At 36.5% G+C, this 21,482-nt stretch carries 19 protein-coding genes; 14 read left to right on the plus strand and 5 right to left on the minus strand.

The window, feature by feature from the left end; all coding sequences use genetic code 11:
- Positions 1-23 precede the first annotated feature (23 nt).
- Positions 24-326 carry a phasin family protein gene (locus DM447_RS05365; RefSeq protein WP_112180238.1) on the plus strand — a complete coding sequence of 101 codons (303 nt, stop codon included), beginning with the start codon at positions 24-26 and terminating at the stop codon, positions 324-326.
- A gap of 73 nt (positions 327-399) precedes the next feature.
- Positions 400-2,031: an ABC1 kinase family protein gene (locus DM447_RS05370; protein ID WP_112180239.1), complete on the plus strand. Its 1,632-nt coding sequence runs from the start codon at positions 400-402 to the stop codon at positions 2,029-2,031.
- Between the two features lie 228 nt (positions 2,032-2,259).
- Here the strand turns inward: DM447_RS05370 and DM447_RS05375 are convergent, their stop codons facing one another.
- On the minus strand, positions 2,260-3,360 hold the full coding sequence (locus DM447_RS05375) for a M24 family metallopeptidase (RefSeq protein ID WP_112180240.1): 1,101 nt from the start codon (positions 3,358-3,360) through the stop codon (positions 2,260-2,262).
- Positions 3,361-3,595: 235 nt separating this feature from the next.
- Positions 3,596-4,753, minus strand: coding sequence for a YecA/YgfB family protein (locus tag DM447_RS05380; RefSeq protein ID WP_112180241.1), 1,158 nt, complete (start codon positions 4,751-4,753; stop codon positions 3,596-3,598).
- Between the two features lie 309 nt (positions 4,754-5,062).
- Between DM447_RS05380 and DM447_RS05385 the strand changes: the two genes are divergently transcribed.
- The 7 genes from DM447_RS05385 (at position 5,063) to DM447_RS05415 (ending at position 12,161) form a co-directional block, all read left to right on the plus strand.
- On the plus strand, positions 5,063-5,407 hold the full coding sequence (locus tag DM447_RS05385; protein WP_112180242.1) for an ArsR/SmtB family transcription factor: 345 nt from the start codon (positions 5,063-5,065) through the stop codon (positions 5,405-5,407).
- A 25-nt stretch (positions 5,408-5,432) separates the two neighbouring features.
- On the plus strand, positions 5,433-6,473 hold the full coding sequence (gene arsB / locus DM447_RS05390; RefSeq protein ID WP_112180243.1) for an ACR3 family arsenite efflux transporter: 1,041 nt from the start codon (positions 5,433-5,435) through the stop codon (positions 6,471-6,473).
- 23 nt (positions 6,474-6,496) lie between these two features.
- On the plus strand, positions 6,497-6,847 hold the full coding sequence (gene arsD / locus DM447_RS05395) for an arsenite efflux transporter metallochaperone ArsD (RefSeq protein ID WP_112180244.1): 351 nt from the start codon (positions 6,497-6,499) through the stop codon (positions 6,845-6,847).
- A gap of 15 nt (positions 6,848-6,862) precedes the next feature.
- Positions 6,863-8,635, plus strand: coding sequence for an arsenical pump-driving ATPase (arsA, locus tag DM447_RS05400; protein WP_112180245.1), 1,773 nt, complete (start codon positions 6,863-6,865; stop codon positions 8,633-8,635).
- Positions 8,636-8,655: 20 nt separating this feature from the next.
- On the plus strand, positions 8,656-8,937 hold the full coding sequence (locus tag DM447_RS05405; RefSeq protein ID WP_112180246.1) for an adhesin: 282 nt from the start codon (positions 8,656-8,658) through the stop codon (positions 8,935-8,937).
- A 486-nt stretch (positions 8,938-9,423) separates the two neighbouring features.
- Positions 9,424-11,067, plus strand: a complete 1,644-nt coding sequence (locus DM447_RS05410) for an FAD-dependent oxidoreductase (protein ID WP_112180247.1) — start codon at positions 9,424-9,426, stop codon at positions 11,065-11,067.
- A gap of 101 nt (positions 11,068-11,168) precedes the next feature.
- Positions 11,169-12,161, plus strand: a complete 993-nt coding sequence (locus DM447_RS05415) for a Gfo/Idh/MocA family protein (protein ID WP_112180248.1) — start codon at positions 11,169-11,171, stop codon at positions 12,159-12,161.
- Positions 12,162-12,281: 120 nt separating this feature from the next.
- On the opposite strand, the gene DM447_RS05420 is transcribed toward DM447_RS05415, so the two are convergent.
- Positions 12,282-13,154 (minus strand): hypothetical protein, encoded by an 873-nt coding sequence (locus DM447_RS05420; protein ID WP_112180249.1) that lies wholly within the window; start codon positions 13,152-13,154, stop codon positions 12,282-12,284.
- Positions 13,155-13,536: 382 nt separating this feature from the next.
- Here DM447_RS05420 and DM447_RS18260 point away from each other — a divergent pair, with 382 nt between their 5' ends.
- The 3 genes from DM447_RS18260 (at position 13,537) to DM447_RS05430 (ending at position 18,466) form a co-directional block, all read left to right on the plus strand.
- Positions 13,537-13,713, plus strand: coding sequence for a hypothetical protein (locus DM447_RS18260; protein WP_157967400.1), 177 nt, complete (start codon positions 13,537-13,539; stop codon positions 13,711-13,713).
- A 6-nt stretch (positions 13,714-13,719) separates the two neighbouring features.
- Positions 13,720-13,989, plus strand: a complete 270-nt coding sequence (locus DM447_RS05425) for a hypothetical protein (protein ID WP_112180250.1) — start codon at positions 13,720-13,722, stop codon at positions 13,987-13,989.
- A gap of 187 nt (positions 13,990-14,176) precedes the next feature.
- Positions 14,177-18,466, plus strand: a complete 4,290-nt coding sequence (locus DM447_RS05430; protein ID WP_112180251.1) for an AAA domain-containing protein — start codon at positions 14,177-14,179, stop codon at positions 18,464-18,466.
- Positions 18,467-18,535: 69 nt separating this feature from the next.
- Here DM447_RS05430 and DM447_RS05435 read toward each other — a convergent pair whose 3' ends face one another.
- Both DM447_RS05435 and DM447_RS18480 read right to left on the minus strand, forming a co-directional pair.
- Positions 18,536-19,789 (minus strand): PTS sugar transporter, encoded by a 1,254-nt coding sequence (locus DM447_RS05435; RefSeq protein ID WP_241964562.1) that lies wholly within the window; start codon positions 19,787-19,789, stop codon positions 18,536-18,538.
- A gap of 29 nt (positions 19,790-19,818) precedes the next feature.
- Positions 19,819-20,112: a hypothetical protein gene (locus DM447_RS18480; protein WP_241964563.1), complete on the minus strand. Its 294-nt coding sequence runs from the start codon at positions 20,110-20,112 to the stop codon at positions 19,819-19,821.
- Positions 20,113-20,301: 189 nt separating this feature from the next.
- Here DM447_RS18480 and DM447_RS05440 point away from each other — a divergent pair, with 189 nt between their 5' ends.
- Together DM447_RS05440 and DM447_RS05445 are read left to right on the plus strand one after the other, a co-directional pair.
- Positions 20,302-20,961, plus strand: coding sequence for an HAD hydrolase-like protein (locus tag DM447_RS05440; protein ID WP_112180252.1), 660 nt, complete (start codon positions 20,302-20,304; stop codon positions 20,959-20,961).
- A 38-nt stretch (positions 20,962-20,999) separates the two neighbouring features.
- The gene (locus tag DM447_RS05445) at positions 21,000-21,464 is read left to right on the plus strand and encodes a DinB family protein (RefSeq protein ID WP_112180253.1); all 465 of its coding nucleotides are present in this window, start codon (positions 21,000-21,002) and stop codon (positions 21,462-21,464) included.
- The last annotated feature ends 18 nt before the right edge of the window (positions 21,465-21,482 follow it).

Consider the following 21,482-nt stretch of genomic DNA (forward strand, 5'->3'; position numbering starts at 1 on the left):
ATTAATGGAGAGGGTGTTTGTAAATGAGAGATACATTGAAAAAAGGAATGGCGTTAGGACTAGGTTTAGCTGTAACTAGTAAGGAACAGGCAGAGAAGATGATTGATGAATTAGTTAAAAAGGGAGAATTAACTCGCCAAGAATCAAGCGAGTTTATGGATGATCTATTGAAAAAAGGAAAAGAATCGCAAAAGGATCTAGATGAAAAAATCCAAAAAAGATTCAACCAGCTATTTGATAACTTACATGTTGCAACAAAAGAAGATGTCAAAGCATTGGAGCAGCGTGTCATTGCATTAGAAGAACAATTGAAAAAATCAGAATAAACGTTAAGGAGGGGAGGAGTTTCTTATTTTCACAAGAAGAATACGCTATATCCAACGTTATCGCGATATAGCTATGGCTTTTTCACATAACGGCTTTGGCTTCATCGTTAAAGAACTAGGATTATATGAACTCCTTTCTTTACCGAAACGCTTAGTCGTCCGAAATTATCAAGAACCGCATAAAAAAACAACGGGAGAGCGGATCCGCTTATTTTTAGAAGAGTTGGGTCCGACCTATATAAAAATGGGGCAACTGGCAAGCACGCGCTATGATTTAATTCCAGCAGAAATTATCCAAGAGTTAGAAAAGCTACAAGACCATGTGCCTGCATTTTCATATGAGGAAGTGAAAGGCATTATTGAGCAAGAGCTTGGTATGGAAATGGATCAAATCTTTGATTCATTTATTCAAACACCTCTTGGATCAGCATCAATCGGACAAGTGCATTATGGTGTTTTAAAGACAGGAGAACAGGTCGCTGTTAAAGTGCAACGACCGAATATTGAACGAACGATTAAAACAGATTTAGAGATTCTTCAACAATTAGCAGTCCGAGCTGAGCATCGATTAGATTGGGCAGCCAAATACCAAATAAAAGCGATTATTGATGAGTTTTCTAAAGCACTTCTTGCTGAACTAGATTACGGTGTGGAAGGCCGCAATGCAGATAAAATAGCAAAACAATTTATCGATAATCCGAATATTTATATTCCTAGTATCTATTGGGAATATTCGACTAAAAAAGTATTAACAATGGAATATGTAAAAGGAACGAAATTAAATCAATTAGAAGCGATTGAACAAGAAGGATATAATGCGAAAGTGTTGGCTGAGCGTGTGGCCCATGCTATTTTTCAGCAAATATTAATAGAGGGGTTTTTCCATGGCGATCCACATCCAGGGAATGTTGCGGCATTACCTAATGATGTGATTTTATTTATGGATTTTGGTATGGTAGGTCGCCTTACACCAGCGATGCGAATGCATTTCTCAACTTTAGTTATTTCGATGATGCGCCAAAGTACAGATGGTGTTATTAAAGCATTATCTGAAATGGGCACCTTGCCTGATGACGTTGATATGGAGAATTTAACAATGGATGTTGATGAATTAAGAGATACATATTATGACGTTCCCTTAAGTAAAATTAGTCTAGGAGAAGCGGTAAATGACCTATTATCCGTAGCTAATCATCATCGTATTCACATTCCAACTGAACTAACCTTAGTTGCGAAAGCACTTATAACAATGGAAGCAATGGTTGAAAAGCTTGATCCAGATATCAGTATTATCAAAGTAGCCGAACCATTTGGTCGACAGTTGCTTAAGGAACGATTCCATCCTAAAAGGTTGGCAGATAAATTTTTCAATCAATGGAACGAATTTGAAGAAGTAGTCACCGATCTTCCAAAACAGATACATCAATTCGCTTCGATAGCGAAAAAAGGCAACATTCCAATCGAAGTGGATATTCCAAAAGTTGAAATGATCTTAACCAAGCTTGATAGAGTCAGTAACAGGCTATCTTTCAGTATTGTTTTACTAGCCTTTAGTATCATTATGGTTGGATTAATTGTCGGTTCAGCAATAAGTGGACAAGCATCACTTCTTTGGAACATACCAGCAATAGAAATAGGATTTATTATAGCAATATTAATGTTTATATGGTTACTATTTTCTATCTTTAAATCAGGCAGATTTTGACTGGAGCAAATTTGTGGTTTGTAAGCTCGAATCGGGCGAACGGAAAGTGGAATCGAGCGGAAATCTAGATAATTGAGCGAACTTAGCTGGAATCGGGCGATAAACTGATTAGTCGAGCGAACGCAGCACATAATCGGGCGAAATTACGAATAATCGAGCGAACATAAAATATAAGTAAAAAGCACAATCGATTGCGATACAGCAAAATCGATTGTGCTTTTTATACGGTTAAGATATAATTTGTAGCTCTTTTGGATAGTTCGTTAACGTTTCACAGCCATCTGCTGTAATAAGCACATCATCTTCAATACGCACGCCACCTAGTCCTGGAAGGTAGATTCCTGGTTCGATTGTATAGACCATTCCAGCTTTTAATATGCCATCATTTAAATGACTCATGGACGGAAACTCGTGCACGTTTATTCCTAAGCCATGTCCGATACGATGTGGAAAGTAGTCTCCATAGCCAGATGCAGTGATGATATCTCGCGCAACTTGGTCTAAATCTCCAACACGATTACCAGGCTTACTGATAGCTAGTGATGCTTGCTCCGCCTTTAAAACAGTTTGATAGATTTCTTTTTTCTTATCAGTGACTGATTTATAAGCAACTGTCCGCGTTATATCGGAACAATATCCGTCTAGTACAACACCTAGATCGAACAATACCATATCACCAGCTTTTAATGTCCGATCACCCGGATTGCCATGCGGATCACCAGATTTCTCTCCAAAAAGAACCATCGTTGAAAATGACATTTCACGAATCCCTTTTTTCTTGAGTTCAAATTCAATTTTCGCTAAAACTTCCATTTCACTAATACCCTCGACAAGTGCATCCACACCTACTTGCACACCAAAGTCAGCCATTTTTGCAGCCTGTCGCATCACAGCAATTTCATTCTCGTCTTTTACTACACGCATTTCATTTAACTTATCTTCAGCAGAAACTACTTGCACCTGAGAAAATAACTCCAAGAATGCTTGACTACGACCATAAGTGAGTACTTCCTTTTCAAACGCAACTGTTTCAACTGTTGGAAGCTCTTTTGTTTGGACAGCGTTTTTAATGAACTCCCACGGATCCTCATGATCGGAATAGCCAATAATCTCATAATCCCAACCGGCACTTTTCAATTGTCCGACCTCCATTGCAGGTAAGACAAATAAGGGCTGTCCATTCTTAAATAAGAAAATCCCCATTAGCCGTTCATGCGGATCGGTGTAGAAATTAGATAAGTAATAAACATTTTCCGTTGAATTTAAAAAAGTAACGTCAATATTTTCATCGTTCATCCAAGCTGTTACTGCTTTTAATCTCTCCTGCATCTGTTAACACTCCAATTGTAAATGATTAACTATCTCTAACTATCATACGTCAAATTGATCACCACTGAAAGCAATTAGCAGCAACCGCTGTTTGTGAAAGGGTCTCTAATAGACACTTAATCGAGCGAAACGCAAGCGTAATCAAGCGAAAAACTGATTAATCGAGCGAAACGCAAGCATATTCAGTCGAAAAATTAGATAATCGAGCGACCACCGTTAAAATAGAATTTATTGTTTACAAGCAGCACTTTTTGTATTTTTTACCACTACCACATGGGCAAGGCTCATTTCGCCCGATTTTCTTATAGCTTCTTATGTCAACTACCTTTGAACGCTTTTCTTCCTTAGTAGGTAAAGGTTTTAACTGTTTTTGTTCGGCTGGTTTCAACTCAACTGAAGTATGTCCCTTTAACATCCACATCCGAATATTATTATAAACTTCGATAATTTCCGCTGTCATCTGTTGGACAGACTCAAAGGATGGCAAGGTAATATATGTTTGTAAATATGATAACATTTGTGCAGGAGACGCATCTAAATTGGTCATGTTTACAAATTGACGCGCCACATCATCCGTTTGTTTAGCATTAAGTTTATATTCTTTTTGTAGAAGCTTTAAAAAACGTTCCATAGCAGGTGTTTTATCAATAAAGTTTAGCTCACCAGCTTTTAGTAATTGTTTTTTTGTGAAAGGATAATAATCTATATTGCTTCTTGTTTGATGGTCTTTAATAATTTGTTTGGGATCGGATACGCGTTGATCACTAAAGCCATAGAAATCAGAATTTATTTGTTGATAATAATCACTTGCACTGTTGATAACTTCAAAATAGCTGCTAGTATCAATTTCCTGATTGGTGAGTGCTTCTACCTTTTCTATTATTGCAGTATCTAATACACCATAATAATAAAGTAGCCCATGAGTAAGTTTAATCCACTCTTCGTTTCGCTTTAAAACAGGTTGAAGTTCTGGAACATCAAGCTCTTTAAAAAGCTCGATTAATTCAAGTGGCATGGTTAATACTTTTTGATCATTATATAAACCTAGGAAAATAATGCCATACTCTAACAGTGATTCAATCTTTGCGTAAGAAAAGTCATCAGAGATTACTACCATTCCCGTGTTGGCACTTATTTGTTTGATTAAATCATAGCGCTCTAGGTCGAACGTATGCAAAATCTGCTCCATCTGTAATGGGATTAATCTGCCGAGTTCTTCTACAAGCTCTCCTTTATTTAATGAACTAAGCCCTTTAAGGTCAAGCGTCTTACGAATAGTATCCAATTGCTGTTTCGTTAACATATACAATAGATCAGAAAAACGACTAGGGACGTCAATTTTCTTCCATACCTTGCTGTCTAACTGCTTACTTACATCTTTTGTTTTCTCCATTTTAATTCTTCCTTTTCTAAATATATTGTAGTTTTAATTATGTATTAATCCAAAAACCTACTCTTTTTTCATTTTAACAAAAAGAATACGAAAGTGACATAGCGTCTCAGAGGTAGTTTTGTCGAAAGCGGGTTTAATAGAGATTTAGTAGAGAGAAACTTCTTCTCAGAGGACATTTTAGAAAAAAGTCGTAACCGTTTCAACTAGTCACGACTAAAACTTAATTTAATAATAAGTTTTAATTTCTACATTGCATATATAAGCGAATAGTTATATAATAATACACAAATAGAATGGTGGTGTTTATGAATGTTAAAAACTGTGATTGAAATGGATAAAGCAGCAATGATATTAAAGTTATTAGGTGATAAGACGCGTCTAACAATGGTAAAGCTACTTGATACAGATGATTGTTGTGTTTGTGAGCTTGTTGAAATCTTTGAAATGAGTCAACCATCGATCAGCCAACACCTTCGTAAATTAAGAGATGTTGGAATTGTAAAGGAGAAGCGACAAGGTCAATGGATTTTTTACTCCATTAATAAAGAAAATGATTATTATGGCTTTATCGAACAGATTATTAATCAACTACCTGATCAAACAGAAAAATTAAAAGAACTAGAAGAAAATGGTACACGAATTACATGTTGTTAGTAAGTAAACAAGGAGGACTATTTACATGAGTTTTTTTGAACGATTTTTAACGGTATGGGTATTGGCTTGTATGGTTATAGGTGTATTAATTGGGAATTTCATACCAGCAATTCCTGACATGTTAGGACAATTTGAATATGCGGAAATTTCGATTCCTATTGCAATTTTAATTTGGGTTATGATTTATCCAATGATGATGAAAGTAAACTTTCAGAGTGTGAAAAATGTAAGTAAAGATCGTAAAGGATTATATATCACATGGGTTGTGAATTGGTTAATCAAACCATTTACCATGTATGGAATTGCGGCATTTTTCTTTTATGTTGTGTTCGGTAATATCATACCGGATGATTTAGCACAAAGCTACTTGGCTGGTGCTATTATCTTGGGCGCTGCGCCTTGTACAGCAATGGTGTTTGTCTGGAGTCATTTAACAAAAGGGAATGCTGCCTATACAGTAGTTCAAGTTGCGACAAATGATTTGATTATTCTAATTGCCTACACACCGATTGTTGCATTTTTACTTGGTGTTAGTGGTGTAACTGTACCTTGGAATACGTTGATCTTATCGATTGTGTTATTTGTAGTTGTTCCTTTAGCAGCAGGAATTATTACGAGGGTTATGATGATTAACCGTAAAGGACTAGACTATTTCGAGAATAAATTTTTACCTAAATTTAATAATACGACAATTATTGGTTTATTACTGACGTTAATTATCATTTTCTCATTCCAGGCGGAAATTTTATTAGGGAATACGTTACACATTCTGTTAATTGCAATTCCATTAACGATTCAAACATTCTTTATTTTCTTTATTGCTTATTTAGCAGCAAAAAAATTGAAGCTAAATCATACAATTGCAGCACCAGCTGGAATGATAGGTGCTTCCAACTTTTTTGAATTATCACTTGCCGTTGCGATTGCATTATTTGGTGCATCATCACCAGTTGCATTAGCAGTTATTGTAGGTGTGCTCGTTGAAGTGCCAGTTATGTTGATTTTGGTGCGAATAGCAAATAAGACTAAACATTGGTTTCCAAACAAAGAAGTTAAGTCTAATTAAATAATAAAAAAGGAGTTTTCATAATGAGTAAAATTGAAATTTTCGACCCGGCAATGTGTTGTTCTACTGGCGTTTGTGGTCCTACCGTAGATCCTAATTTAACACGTGTCGCATCAGCAGTTTATTCACTCGAACAAAAGGGCAATAACATTACACGTTTTAATTTAGCAAATGATCCAGCTGCTTTTACGAATAACGAAACAGTCAATCAGGTGCTTAATGAGAAGGGTGCAGATGCACTGCCTGTAACACTTTTAGATAATGAAATTGTAAAAGTAGGCGAATATCCAACAAATGAAGAATTTTCAAAATGGCTTAACGTTGATGCAGAGGAATTAACGCAAAAACCACGCATCCGGTTGAATCTTAACTAGGAGATGGCTATAAAAATGTATCCTGTATATAAACCAATCGAACATGTAGAAACACCATATTTATTTTTCACTGGAAAAGGCGGAGTTGGAAAAACATCGGTAGCTTGTGCAACGGCGGTAACACTTGCCGATCAAGGAAAAAAGGTATTACTTGTTAGTACGGACCCGGCCTCCAATTTACAGGATGTGTTTGGTTTGGAACTGAATCGCCAGCCTATTGAAATCCCAAGTGTAAAGAATTTATTTGCAAGTAATATTGATCCTGAAGAAGCAGCACGTGTATATCGTGAGAATACGGTTGGACCGTATCGTGATAAACTGCCAGAGTCTGTGATTAATCAAATGGAGGAACAGCTTTCAGGCGCTTGTACGGTAGAAATTGCAGCATTTGATGCTTTCTCACACTTACTAGCCGATGATGCTATTTTTAGCCAATATGATTATGTCTTATTTGATACAGCGCCAACTGGACACACACTTCGTCTATTATCGTTACCAACTGCTTGGACGGGTTTTCTAGATGAAAGCACGCATGGCGCTTCTTGTTTAGGTCCATTATCAGGACTTGGTGAAAAAAAAGATATGTATCAAAAAGCAGTTCAATCGCTTTCTAATCCAGAAAAAACGATGTTAATTTTAGTCGCAAGACCAGAAGAATCAACATTAATAGAAGCGAATCGAGCATCGATAGAATTAAGAGATATTGGGATAGAAAATCAACTACTTCTAATTAATGGACTATTTCTGTCAGGTAATTCCAATGACGAAATTGCAACTGCTTTTTATAAAGGGCAAGGAGAAGCATTAAAACAAACACCAGAAGAACTGAAACAAATTAAGACAGTATCATTACCTTATGTTTCTTATTCATTAACTGGTATTGCGCACCTTCGTCAACTTGTTAGTGAGAATCGGACTATTGAAACAGAAATGAAGGAAGATGAAATAGCGCTTGAGCCACTATCCGACCTGAAAGATATGATTGAAGATTTTTCAATAAATAATACGCGTGTTATTTTTACAATGGGTAAAGGTGGCGTCGGTAAAACGTCAATTGCAGCAGCGATCGCAGTTGGACTTACAGAGAGAGGACATAAAGTCCACTTAACAATGACAGATCCAGCTGCTCACCTGGATTATATGTTTAAAAACAGTGCGATCAATCAGGATTTATCGGTTAGTAGCATAAATCCAGAAGAGGAAGTTGAAAAATACAAAAAGGAAGTGATTACAGCAGCTGGTGATTTAAGTGAAGAAGAACGTGCTTATTTGCAAGAAGACCTTGCGTCACCATGTACAGAAGAGATTGCAGTCTTTCGTGCTTTTGCAGCTGTTGTGGAAAGATCTGAACAGGAAATTGTCGTAATTGATACAGCACCAACAGGACATACATTACTCTTACTTGATTCATCTGAAGCGTATCACAAAGAGATGAGCAGATCGACAGGATATGTTCCAACAAGTGTTAAAAACTTGTTGCCACGATTACGTAATCCTAAAGAAACAAGTGTCGTTATTGTTACCTTACCAGAGGCGACGCCTGTTTTTGAAGCCGCTCGGTTACAAGAAGATTTAAAGCGTGCTGATATTGTACCGAAATGGTGGGTTATTAATCGAAGTCTGTATCGAGCAGGAACAAGAGATAAAGTTTTAATGGCACGGGCAGCATCTGAAAAACAATGGATAAAGAAAGTACAAGAAGAATTAGCACAAAAGCGTGCGTTAATACCTTGGATGCAAGAAGTGAAAATTGGTTATGACCAATTGAAGGAATTTGTTCAATCCTAAAATGACGAGGAGGAAATGGAATGATAATAACCGAGAAAGCTAAAACAAAATTACAAAATATTTTTACAGAAAAAGGTGTCGATAGTATTCGTTTTTATGCGATGGAAGCGGGTTGTTGTGGACCACAATTAGGAATTTCGTTAGATCCTGTACAAGCAACCGATACTATTGAAGAAATTGATGGGATTAAAGTGGCAATTGATCAGGATGTTAAAGATGCAGTAGCAGGTTTAACATTGGATGATGAAGAAACTGCAGATGGAACACAATTCGTGCTATTAGGTATGGACCAGTGTTGTTAACTCTTAATTAATAAATAAGCGTTAATCTTTGGCTTGGATTATATTTACACTAATACGTGACATTTTTAAAAGGTCTGCTTTCTAAATGAGTGTTGTCAATGACTTAATGAGTTTCCATAGACTCTGCGGTAACTGCCCTGTTGATTTCCGCTTCAGACAGTCGCTTTCCGCGGGCAAATGTTTTCGGCGGGACGAGTAATCGCAGTCCCAACGCTTCAACTTCCTCGGAAGCCGTGCCTGCGGAAAGGGAGCCCATTTCGCTTGAGAAGCGGGGCATACACTTGTTATATTGCCATTGATATGAAGAGCGTTACCACAGAGTTTCTCTCAAGTGCGTAAGATGAAACATACTTCAGAAAAGACTTTAAAGCATTTAGTTTTGAATTACGAGGTTTCCTTGTTATCTCAAAACATAATTGCCCGTTTACACTGCGAAAGCTGTGTTGTTAAGTAATACTTAGATAGAATAATAGTGGAGGTTAAAAGATGAAAATACTTATTATTGGTTCAGTTGCGGCTGGAACGTCTGTCGCCGCAAAAGCAAGAAGAAACGATGAAAATGCTGAAATAACCTTATATAATGCAGATTATGATATTTCTTATTCAATCTGTGGAATTCCTTACTTTTTAGGTGGAGAAGTAGATGAGTTGGAGACATTAACACCGAGAAGCGCGGCATGGTTCAAAGCACGTTATAATGTGGCTATACATACCCGACATGAGGTAACAGAGATTAACGCAGAAGAGAAAAGAGTAACTGTTAAAAATTTAGATACCAATGAGATCAAAGAAGATAGTTACGACACATTAGTATTTGCAACAGGTGCAACACCAACAACACCCAATATTCAAGGAATCGAACATGATCATGTCTTTCATGTACGCACGATTAGGCATGCAAGCATCATCGAAACCTATATGAATGAGAAAAAACCGAAGAAAGTTACCATTATTGGTGCTGGATTTATTGGTCTTGAGATGGCAGAGCAATTAACTCATAAAGGATTAGATGTAACAATTGTCCAAAGAAGTAATCAAATCATGCCGCATTTGGATAAAGACATGGCATATAGAGTAGAAGAACACCTAAAAAAACACAACGTAAGTTTATTGCTAAATGAAGAAGTAACTGCTATTTCAGAAACAACGGTAGAAACAGAAAAGGGACAGTTAATCGATACAGATATGGTAATTCTAGCAACTGGTGTAAAACCTAATTCAGAACTAGCTGCATCTATTGGTGTCGAATTAGGTGCTTCCCGGGCAATTAAGGTTAATAACCTAATGCAAACGAACATTCCTTCTGTTTATGCGGTTGGGGATGTTGCGGAAAGCTTTTCAATTATAACTGGAAAATCTATATACCGTCCGTTAGGCTCAACTGCAAATAAAATGGGGCGTATTGCTGGTGATGTTATTACAGGTGGAGATTTAGAGCATCGTGGTATTTTAGGAACTGGTATTTTAAGAGTATTTGATTTAGCAGTTGGTTATACGGGTCTAAGTGAAAAAGAAGCGATCGCTGAAGGCTTTGATCCAGAAGTGCTTCATAATATTAAACCTGCCAGAGCAGAGTATTTAGGTGGAAAAGAATTGGTAATTAAAGCAATTGCCGATCGAAAAACTAGTAGAGTTCTTGGTGTGCAAATCATTGGAGAAGATGGCGTCGATAAGCGAATTGATGTATTCGTAACTGCAATCTCATTTAACGCAAAAGCAGAAGATCTATTCCATCTAGATTTAGCATATGCACCACCATTTAGTACAACGAAAGATCCAGTTATGTATACAGGAATGGCGTTACAAAACGCGATAGATAAGAAAAACAGATTAATAACGCCACAAGAATTAACTGATAGAACGGAAAATGGCGAAGTATTTCAAGTTATTGATACACGAGCACCTAAACAATTTGAAGTTGCTCATGTAAATGGTGCAATTAATATTCCATTAGCTAAATTACGTTCTGGCGTTAAAGAGCTTGATCCTAATTTACCTACAGTCACTTATTGTAACAAGGGTGTTACAGGTAACGCCGCACAAAATGTCTTACTAAATATGGATTTTAAAGATGTATTTAATCTTTCTGGGGGAAATAAGAATTATCAAAGCTATCATAAAGGAAAATAAATGAAGGAGGAGAACCGACTGACACGTGTTAGTGTATGGTAGTGATGTAAGCGCAATATCTTGTTTTGCTAAACTATAAAGCTATAAAGGTGGGCTAAACAATGAAACGATTAAAATGGGGGATTTTGAGTACAGCAAATATAGGCCAAGAGCAAGTGATTCCAGCAATTATGCGATCAGAAAATGGTACAGTTGAAGCGATTGCGAGTCGTGGAAAGAAGGCAGTAAGTGTTGCTGAAAGGTTAGAAATCCCAAAAGCTTATACGAGTTATGAGGAATTATTAAAAGACCCAAATATTGACGCCGTCTATATTCCTTTACCAAATGGCTTGCATAAGCAATGGGTGATAGAGGCTGCAAAACACGGAAAACATGTATTATGTGAAAAACCGGCTGCGCTTAATTATAATGAATTAAAAGAAATGATAGATGCTTGCAAGGAACATAGCGTAAGATTTATGGAAGCATTCATGTATCAATTCCATCCACAACATGAATTGGTTAAAGAAATAATCGCCTCTGGAAGAATTGGTGACGTTTCCTTTATGCGTGCTAGCTTTTCATTTGTTTTAGATGATGATTCAAATATTCGGTTAGATAGTGATCTGGGTGGTGGTTCACTTTATGATATTGGAAGCTATACATTGCATTCCATTTGTAATCTGTTAAATGAACAACCAACAGCAGTTTATGCCAATGCGAGAATCCATCCTAAATATAGCGTAGATACAACAGTAGCAGGCATATTATCTTTTGGAAATGGAGTCCAAGCTTCATTTGATTGTAGCTTTGATGTAACAGACAGACAAGCTTATCAAATAGTTGGATCAGAAGGAACAATAGACGTTTTATCGGCTTATCGACCCGATATTAATGAAAATGGTGAGGGTCAGATCATTATAACAAATGCAACTGGTAAAGAAACGGTTGGTGTTGCTGGTGATCAATATAAACTACAAGTTGAGCACTTTGCCAATGCAATTATCGAGGATAAAGAACCAAGTTATTCAAATGAAAAAATGTTACAAAATATGAAAGTTTTAGATGCAGCTTATCAATCAATTAAAGAGGGAAAGTGTGTGGAATTAAGTTAAAAGAATTAAATGAGGATAAAGCTTTATAAAGGTAAAAGCCGCAACTAAATTAAATTAATATTTAGTTGCGGCTTTTATTTTAAATATATCTGCCACGATAGGGAAAACGACTTTTCTTGTTTAATCAATACTTTTAGAGGTTTTGGTGACAAATTCTAATGCCCGCTCAAATCGATCGGTTCCTTTAACAATAACTGCGATTTTTTCTGATCCAGAAATGGCAGCCCCTTGAAAAATCGTACTATCAGTTATATTTATGCCATAAAGGTGTTCGGTATTATCATCCTCGGTTTGATCATATAGGAGGCGATCCTTACCTGCAACTTTAAGGGCTTCGGATGAGATATCATCTAAACTTAAAAAAGATCCGTTACTTACTAATATGTCAAATTGGTGTGCATCAACGATTAATACATCGGGTGATGATTCAGTAAGTATTGTCTGACTTTTTACAGCTGCTCCTAAATCCTGTTGTGAATTTGTTTCTCTAGGTGAATAAAGTAAATCTACCTTAATACGATTCCATTCTGCAAACATAGCTGTCAAATTGTTTTGAAAAGGTGAAAGGTCCTCATTAATATATTCACCAAATAAAGTTACATTAAGTGCTATTGGCGTTTGATCAGCAAGTTCAGCCTGTTTACTTTTGCTGTCGACTACGCTATTGATGAGAGAAATAACCAATATAATTACAATAAATAAACCTAAAGCAGGGTATTTATAGTAGTAAAAGTAGTGTTGGAAGTTACTTTTGAAAGATTTTTTCCAAGAAACTTCAATTTTATCATTCATTTCATTTAGTAAATAAGCTCGCAAAACTGTATAGGCTTCATTTGTTTGATCCGAATTTATTTGTTCAATCGTATTTTCATCTTTTTTAAGATAGTTTAATGTTTGTTGTTTTTTAATTAGAATTAAAAATCTTTTTTCAACATCTTCAATGGTTGCGCCTTCTTGAAGACCTAATATTTGATATGCCGTCTTTATGTCCATTTGATCACATCCCTTATGTCTTGTAGCTGTGCATAGCATACCATGTATAACATCACAAATCAGAAATACATAAAAAACTGTTCTTAATTAATTTATAATTCGAATTCCTCGTAAATAGTTTCAATTATGTGTGAATCCAAAAACCTACGCTACTATCATTTTAACAGTAAGAGTACGAAAGTGACATAGCGTCACAGAAGTAGTTTGGTCGAAAGCAGATTTAATAGAGAAGTATAATAGATAGGCGCATAGAAGAGTAATACTAGACAATCTGAGCGGTCCCTACCTACCAGAAATCAATTATGATTAATTTACCATTATGTAACGAAAAAAGCATATAATATTTTAATAACTATTCTTGCGTTGTCTAGGAGGAAAACACATGCATTTATGTAAAATGGAAAAAATTCATTTATCTATTCTATTTATCTGTTCAATTATCTTCATCTACTCATTTATAAAGACTAGAGATTTAATAAATCTAGCCTTTATGTTAATCGTTGTAGCATATCTTGTTCGGTTAATTATAAATAAAATAAGAAGAAGTAATAATGACTAACACTCTATGAATTACACTAAAAATCCAATCGTAAATTTAATAATTTCAATTTTACTTTTCTCTTTTTTAAATTTAGTGATTTTTAATGGAATCTTAGATAAAAATGTAGCAACATGGGAGTATATAGGTTTAGTGATTTTTTATTTGATTACTTTAACTGCAATTACTTCCCGAATAATAAAAATAATTTCAAATAAAAAACACAGAAATGACTTTGACGAGTCAGAGGAGACTAGACAAAAAGATACGATTGACGGAAATAAACGAAGAAAGTAAACTAGCTATCAATTTTTAGTCGGTTTGCTTTCTTTTATTTAAATCTGATTCTAAGTTAATTAAACTAACTAAATAAATACGTTTAGATAACTGATATGTATGTTAAAATAACTAGATACTAGCATGTACATAACTAGGCGGAAATAAGTGATGTCTAGATAAAATAGAGGAACAAGGACGGGATACAATGTCAGATCAAACAGCCATTTCGCGGATTTTTGAGTATTTACTAGCAGTGCAAAATTTAAATGAAAAAATTCCTCTTAGAATCACAGCCTATCAAAAAGTGTGGTGGCAAGAAGATTTACCAAATATTGAGGGGTGTTTCTTAAATGGAACAGGTTCGATAGATGTAGCGTGGATGGAAATACATAAACAAAAAATTCCTGTAGCACCGACGCCTCCTGCACGTATTATTAACTGGATTGAGAATTGGGAGGAACCTACGAAACAACCCACAACAGCTGAGACATTTCAAGATAATAAAGAGCGAACCAAGATCTATAACGAATGGTTGAACAAGAAATGGGTGCCGTGGTCAGAAGAAGCAGCTAGTAAACTAGTTATTCAATCTGTATATGATTACCTATTTGCAATTTATCAAGAAATCCAACGAGAAGGCGACGATTTAGAAATTAACTGGGGGCATGGCCTCTTAAATTGGCAAATAGAAAATGAAGCGATTCAACGCCATTTAATCGTGACAAAAATGGAGCTTCAATTTGATCCGAAAAAAGGGATATTTGCGCTTGTTCCAACTAGTAAAGGTAAACAGGTCGAGACAGATATGTTCGCAAACGTGCCAGTTCCGAATAGGACACGAATTTTAGAAAAGACCTCCGAGCTAATGGACGCCGAGTTAGATCCATGGGATGAGCAGTCTATCGAGCCTTTATTTGAAGAAATTGTTCAAACAATGAGTTCAGATGGTAGATACAGTAAGGAGACCGCGAGACCGACATTGCTAGAAGCGGAGCCACTGATCACATATAGTCCGGCTATCTTTATCCGTAAAAATGGTGGGCGATTGTGGGTAAATGAACTGACTACTGCTATTGAGAAAATAAAGGATGGCTATCCTGTCTCACATATAATGAAACAATTAACGACGATTGAGGAAGATGTAGACCATTCTGAACGTGAGGCTAGCAAGAGAGAATGGGAACATGTAGGTGGGAATCTCTTGTTTCCTTTAGAAACGAATAATGAACAACGGCTGATCGTTCAAAAGCTTGCGAATAATGATGGTGTCCTCGTACAAGGACCTCCTGGTACAGGCAAAAGTCACACGATTGCAAACCTGATCAGTCACTTACTTGCTCATGGAAAACGTGTGCTTGTAACAAGTGAAAAAGAACGGGCATTACAAGTGATTCGAGATAAAATTCCTGAACAAATTAGAGCATTATGCGTGAGTGTACTCGGTGGTGATGCTAGGTCGGTAAAAGAGATAGAAGAATCAATTAAACATATCGCTGAGAGTTTAGATAACAAGCAACCAGAGATTTTAGAGAAGAATGTTAGAGATTTAACGAAGGAAATAGACACAACCAAACGAAAAATCGAAAAATTTGATAACTTAATAAATGATATTGCCGAAGCGGAAAATACGACAATTGAATTAGGTTCTGACCTATTCACACCACTTGAGGCTTCCCTTTGGTTAACAGAACATCAAGCACATAACTGGTTACCTGACCCGCTCGATCTTACTACGGCTTTTCCACTTACAGAGCAGGAAAGTAAACTTTTCTTTCAATTGCTCGGGGAGATTACGCAGCAAGATCAACAATCATTTGCCATGTATCGTCCTGCAACAGACGCTTTAGTGGAACCACCAGTTTTTGATCGTGCTGTAGCTGCTGTTGTTTCGATTGAAGAAGAGGCAACAAAGTTAGCGCCGCATATAGAAAATTGGGAATTAAACGATCTCACTTATAGCTTTTCAATTGATGAGAAACGAAACCTGACAAGGGACGCAATAAATAAGTTGACCTATCTGCAAGAATCGTCGTGGCGTGCCTTAATTTTGAATGAAATAGTAACAGACCCGACGCGATTAACAGCTTGGAATGACTTCTACTTGGAAACAGCTGAACGGTTAGCAACGATTGAAAAGCTTACGAATGCAATAATAGAGGATGATATTGTTGTCCCAACTGATCAAAATATCAATCTAGTACTAGAGGACCTACAAGCGATTGAGACTCGATTAGATGAGGACAAATCGATCGGATGGTTGTTCCAAAATATCTTTGGACGAAAATATCATTATCTATTTGAGACAATCAAGATAAATGGTTTACCGATGCGTTCCAAAGAAGACGTCGTGAAGATACGAAAGCACGTTGAGAATAACATGCAGATTAAAAAACTAGTCTTAAAATGGAATAGAAGCCTAAGTGGATATCAAGGGCCATCAATTGCAGAAGACCAACCGCGATTGCCTGTTACGGTAAAGCTTTTATTAGAAGACATCTGTACAATACTAAGCTGGGATAAGGAAGTCATTAGAGAGCTTGAGCTAATTCAAACAGAAATGGTTATACCAGCAAAGCCTGTCTGGGATTCTCTTGAGTGGTTTACCTTCTTAGAAAAGGGCTTAACGGCTATTCATTTCAAACAGAAGTTACATGAAGCGGAACAGATTTTCGAGCAAACGACAGACCATTTGAATAAAGAGAGTTTACATGCAAATACCCATCCATTGCTTGATGCATTATGGAATGCTTGTCAAAACAAGCATTCGACTGAATGGAAAAATGCCTGGAATGAACTAAGACGTTTGGAAAACCTTAAAAATCGTTTTGAGCTGTATCAAGCGTTAAAAGAAAAACTACAAGAAGCTGCGCCAGTTTGGGTAGAACAGCTAGAAGCGCTAGGTGGACATGGTAAAGTTGTAACAGCCCCACATGATCTTCAGCTTGCTTGGAAATGGCAACAACTGACTTCATGGATCGAAGGAATTCATGATCGACCGAAGTTAGAAGAAATTGAAGAAAACTTGCAATTAGAAAAGAAGAAAGAAATACGATTAATCAAAGAACTTGTTGCTACATCAACATGGAAAGCGCAGATCGAACGGACAACAACAGAACAAAAGAGAAGTCTATTTGCATGGATGAAGGCAATTCAACGTATTGGTAAAGGTACAGGTAAATACGTGGATATATATCGCAAAGAAGCAAGTAAAGAAATGGCAATAGCGCGAGGTGCCATTCCAGTTTGGATTATGCCAATTAAAAGTGTGATTGAGAATTTGGCTTTAACTGAGGATCAGTTTGATGTGGTAATTGTCGATGAGAGCTCACAAAGTAATCTATTTTCTTTAAGTGCTCTTTTGCGAGGGAAAAAGGTAGTAATTGTTGGTGATGATAATCAAATCAGTCCGGAAAGCGTTGGAACAGACATTAGTGATGTGCACGAACTGATCGAAAAATATCTTGCGGATGTACCTAATAAACTTCAGTTTGAAATGAAAACGAGTCTTTATGATACAGCAAGTCGCGTATTTGATAGTAAAATCATTCTAAAAGAACATTTCAGATCTGTGCCTGAGATCATCGCGTTCTCCAATGACTTTATGTATGGTGGAATGATTGATCCATTACGCTTGCCACTTGGTAAAGGAGCCTTAGATCCGCCAGTACGTGCTGTTCATGTCAAAGAAGGCTTTCGAAAAGAAAAAACTAAAAAAGCAATCAACGAACCAGAAGCGCAAGCAATCGTAGAAGAAATCGCAACTATTTGTCAGGATAAACGCTATCAAGGTAAAACACTAGGAGTAATTTCCTTACAGGGACATGACCAAGCAAAACTAATTGAAAATAAATTGCGTGCTGTGATTGGTGAAGAAGAAATGGTCAAACGCAAATTAATTTGTGGGGATGCTTATTCTTTCCAAGGTGATGAACGAGATGTTATCTTTTTATCGCTCGTTGCAGCACCGAATGTCCGGATTAATGCAATGACTTCTCGCTCTGCTTACCAACGTTTTAACGTAGCTGCCAGTAGGGCACGTGATCAAATGATATTATTTCATTCTGCTGATTTAGACGATCTAAATCCAGAAGGTGTTAGGTATAAATTAGTAAAGTACTGTAAAGATCCACTAAAAGCACAACATAAGATAGAAGAAGTAAACGATAACTTCGACTCGAAACTGGAAGAAGACGTTTTTCATATTATTAAAGAAAAAGGTTACCGTGTCGTTCCGCAAGTTCAGGTAGGAACTGTCGGTAAAAAAATTGATCTCGTGGTCGAAGGCATGCGCAACCGTCTTGCGATCGAATGTGACGGCGATCATTGGCACGGTCTAGATAAATGGAAAGATGATATGGACAGACAACGTGTTCTCGAACGCGTAGGTTGGACATTTTGGAGAATAAGAGGCAGTGACTTTTATTTAGACAAAGACAAGTCATTAGAAACATTATGGCTGAAGTTAGACGAGATGGGAATTGAAAAAGCAGAATAATAGAAGAAAGCCTCTACGTTTGGTGCATAACGTAGAGGCTTTCTTTGTATCTTTTAAAACATATTTTGATCACGAAGCTTTTTCATGCTCTTCTATCTTTCTAGTTGGCCATCTATTTGCAACAAACGTAATGGTGAAAGCTAATACAAAAGGAACAAGCATGGCAATAATAAACCCAACTGGGTTATTCGCAAGTAAAGGTGCGGTGAATGTTGGTACATACGCTGTTCCACGTACATCAAAGAGACCAACTAATGCACCACCAACGCCACCTGAGAATAATGCCCCTGCAAACACCCATTTACTAGAGAACATAAATGGATAAGCAGATTCAACAAATGTACCAAAGCCCATATTAATCGCAAAACCAGGAGTAGCAACGGCTGCTTCCCCTTTATCACGAGGACTGATAATATTGGCTAAGTTAATACCTGCAGCAACCATCACCAAACCTACCATATCGACTGCACCTAGAAAACTATTACCCGTTTTCTCCATTTCCAATAAAACAATTGGAAGAATAGCTGCGTGATACACGCCACCTAGAATTGCTGGCCAAATTAATAAGCCTGCAATTAATCCAGCAATAATGGGGTTAAAAGCTACGGTTACTTCGATTAGATCCTTAATTAAATCGCCAAATGTCAATGCAATCGGACCGATGAAATAGTAAACTAATAGTCCAGCGATTAAACCAGCGAATCCTCCAGAGGCAATGTTGACAGTGGTCATCGGAAACCGCCATTTAACAAATTGTTGAAACAGCACTCTAACGAGTAAACCTGCAATAATACCACCAATCATTCCACCGATAATACCACCATCTATAGAAAGTACCCCTGCTATGACACCAGCAACAATCGATACTTCATCTAATTCGGACACTTGTTTGGCTGCAATAACCGCAATGATAACTGGTAAAGCACCAATTAGTACATCAAACACATCTCCCAACATGCCAAAACCTGGTACCTTACTTAAAGCTAGAATAAGTGCCATTGCAATAAATCCAGGCAAAGCGGCCATCATAATCCCACGGATGTTGACATTTTTAAGTCCAGATCCATTCGACATATCTCTATTATTATCTGCTTTTCCTAGTAGAGGGCGATAGGAAATACCAAAGTGATTCGTAAGTGAGGTAACAAAGGAAACAGCTCTTGTTCGATTTGTTGTACCAGTAGTACCGGAAGTAGCAATGACTTTTGCACCCATTGAACTGATCAAAGCCATTGATGTACCACCAGTTCCAACGATTGGGATGCCACTTTCAATGGCAGCTTTTACTACTTGTTGGTTTGTTTCTTTGGGATCGCTGCTCATTACAATTAAACCGTCAATATCGCCGTCGGTTATTTTTTTGCGAGCTTTTGATCTACTAAACGCGCTTGTTGATTGATTTCTGTTAAAGTTGTTTTACTAGTTTGATGAAATTCACCCGAATTATCTAGTGTCCATAACGAAGCGGATGTTGAATCTTTAGCAACATCCATAGATTCATTAGCTGAAATAAATTGAATAGCTTCAATCTCTAATGCTGTACTAGCAGTTTGATTAACTATCTCATTTAATAGCTTTTTTGGATCTTTCCCACCTAAATTATATAAGTTGCCACCACTGCTTCCTATAATCGCAATCTTTTTCATGTTTTAAAATCCCCCGATACTATTCTCTATTTTCTATTTTCAGTATAAACGAAAAAGATTTATTACACTACTGTAGTAAAGCGATAAAGCGTGAAATCAGTATAAAATATATAAAACTTATTTTCATGAAATGAGATTGGTGACTTATGTTAAACTTATTTCACAAAGCTTAAAAGGAGAGAAAAAATTATGGCTCAAAACCTAATCTTTGATATGGATGGTACGCTTTTTCAAACAGATAAGATTCTAGAATTAGCTCTGGACGATACGTTTGAGTCGTTACGGGAACAAAATAAATGGGATTGCAAGACGCCTATTGGTACATACCGTAAGATTATGGGTGTGCCTTTACAAAAAGTATGGGAAGAATTACTACCGGATCATTCTAATGAAGTAAGGGCACAAACAGATGCTTATTTTTTAGATCGATTAATGGAGAACATAAAAAGTGGAAAAGGCGCTTTGTATCCATATGTGAAAGAAGTTTTTCAAAAATTAAAAGAAAACGATTGTGCAATTTACATAGCAAGTAATGGCTTAACTGACTATCTAAATGCAATTCTTAGCTACTATAAATTAGATAATTGGGTAACTGAAACATTTAGTATTCAACAAATAGATTCTTTGAACAAATCAGACTTGGTTGAGGTTATTATGAAAAAGTATAAGATTACACATGGTGCTGTAATCGGAGATCGGCTTTCAGATATAAAAGCAGCGAAAGATAATGGGCTAATTGCAATAGGTTGTAATTTTGACTTTGCAAGAGAAGATGAACTTTCTCAAGCCGATATAGTAATAGATAACCTAATGGAATTAGAAACGATAGTACCTACATTACATAAATAACGAGATAAGCAGTCGACTTTAACGTGGGAGGGTCATCTATGCATTGTGATCGTGTGTTGCATCAAATTGAAGTAGCTGTTAAAACAGTAATTAAAATAGTAGATACATTAGAGGAAGAAGATTTACAGAAAAAACCAACCGCTAATAAGCATTCAATAGGGCAATTATTAGAACATATAGCAGTAATTTGTAAAGCGGATTGGCTTATTTCTAATCAAGCAACGCAAGCAGAAATGGAATCCTTTTATTCAACTATATCGTATCAAACGTTAGACGCTATTAAAGAAGGTTTGCTTACTAATTTCGATTCACTTAAAAAGAATTATATGGCTTTATCTAAGGAAGAACTTCAATCTGAAACGACTTCGCATTGGGGTTTGGTATATACAAGGTATGAATGGCTATTAGAAATAGTAGCACACATCTATCATCATAGAGGACAACTACATGCTATGCTTGTGCATTGTTATGATAAGGATCCAGAGGTTTTGCTATTTGAATAGTTTTTAATTAAATAAAAG

The sequence above is a fragment of the Paraliobacillus zengyii genome, from assembly GCF_003268595.1.
GTDB lineage: Bacteria > Bacillota > Bacilli > Bacillales > Amphibacillaceae > Paraliobacillus_A > Paraliobacillus_A zengyii.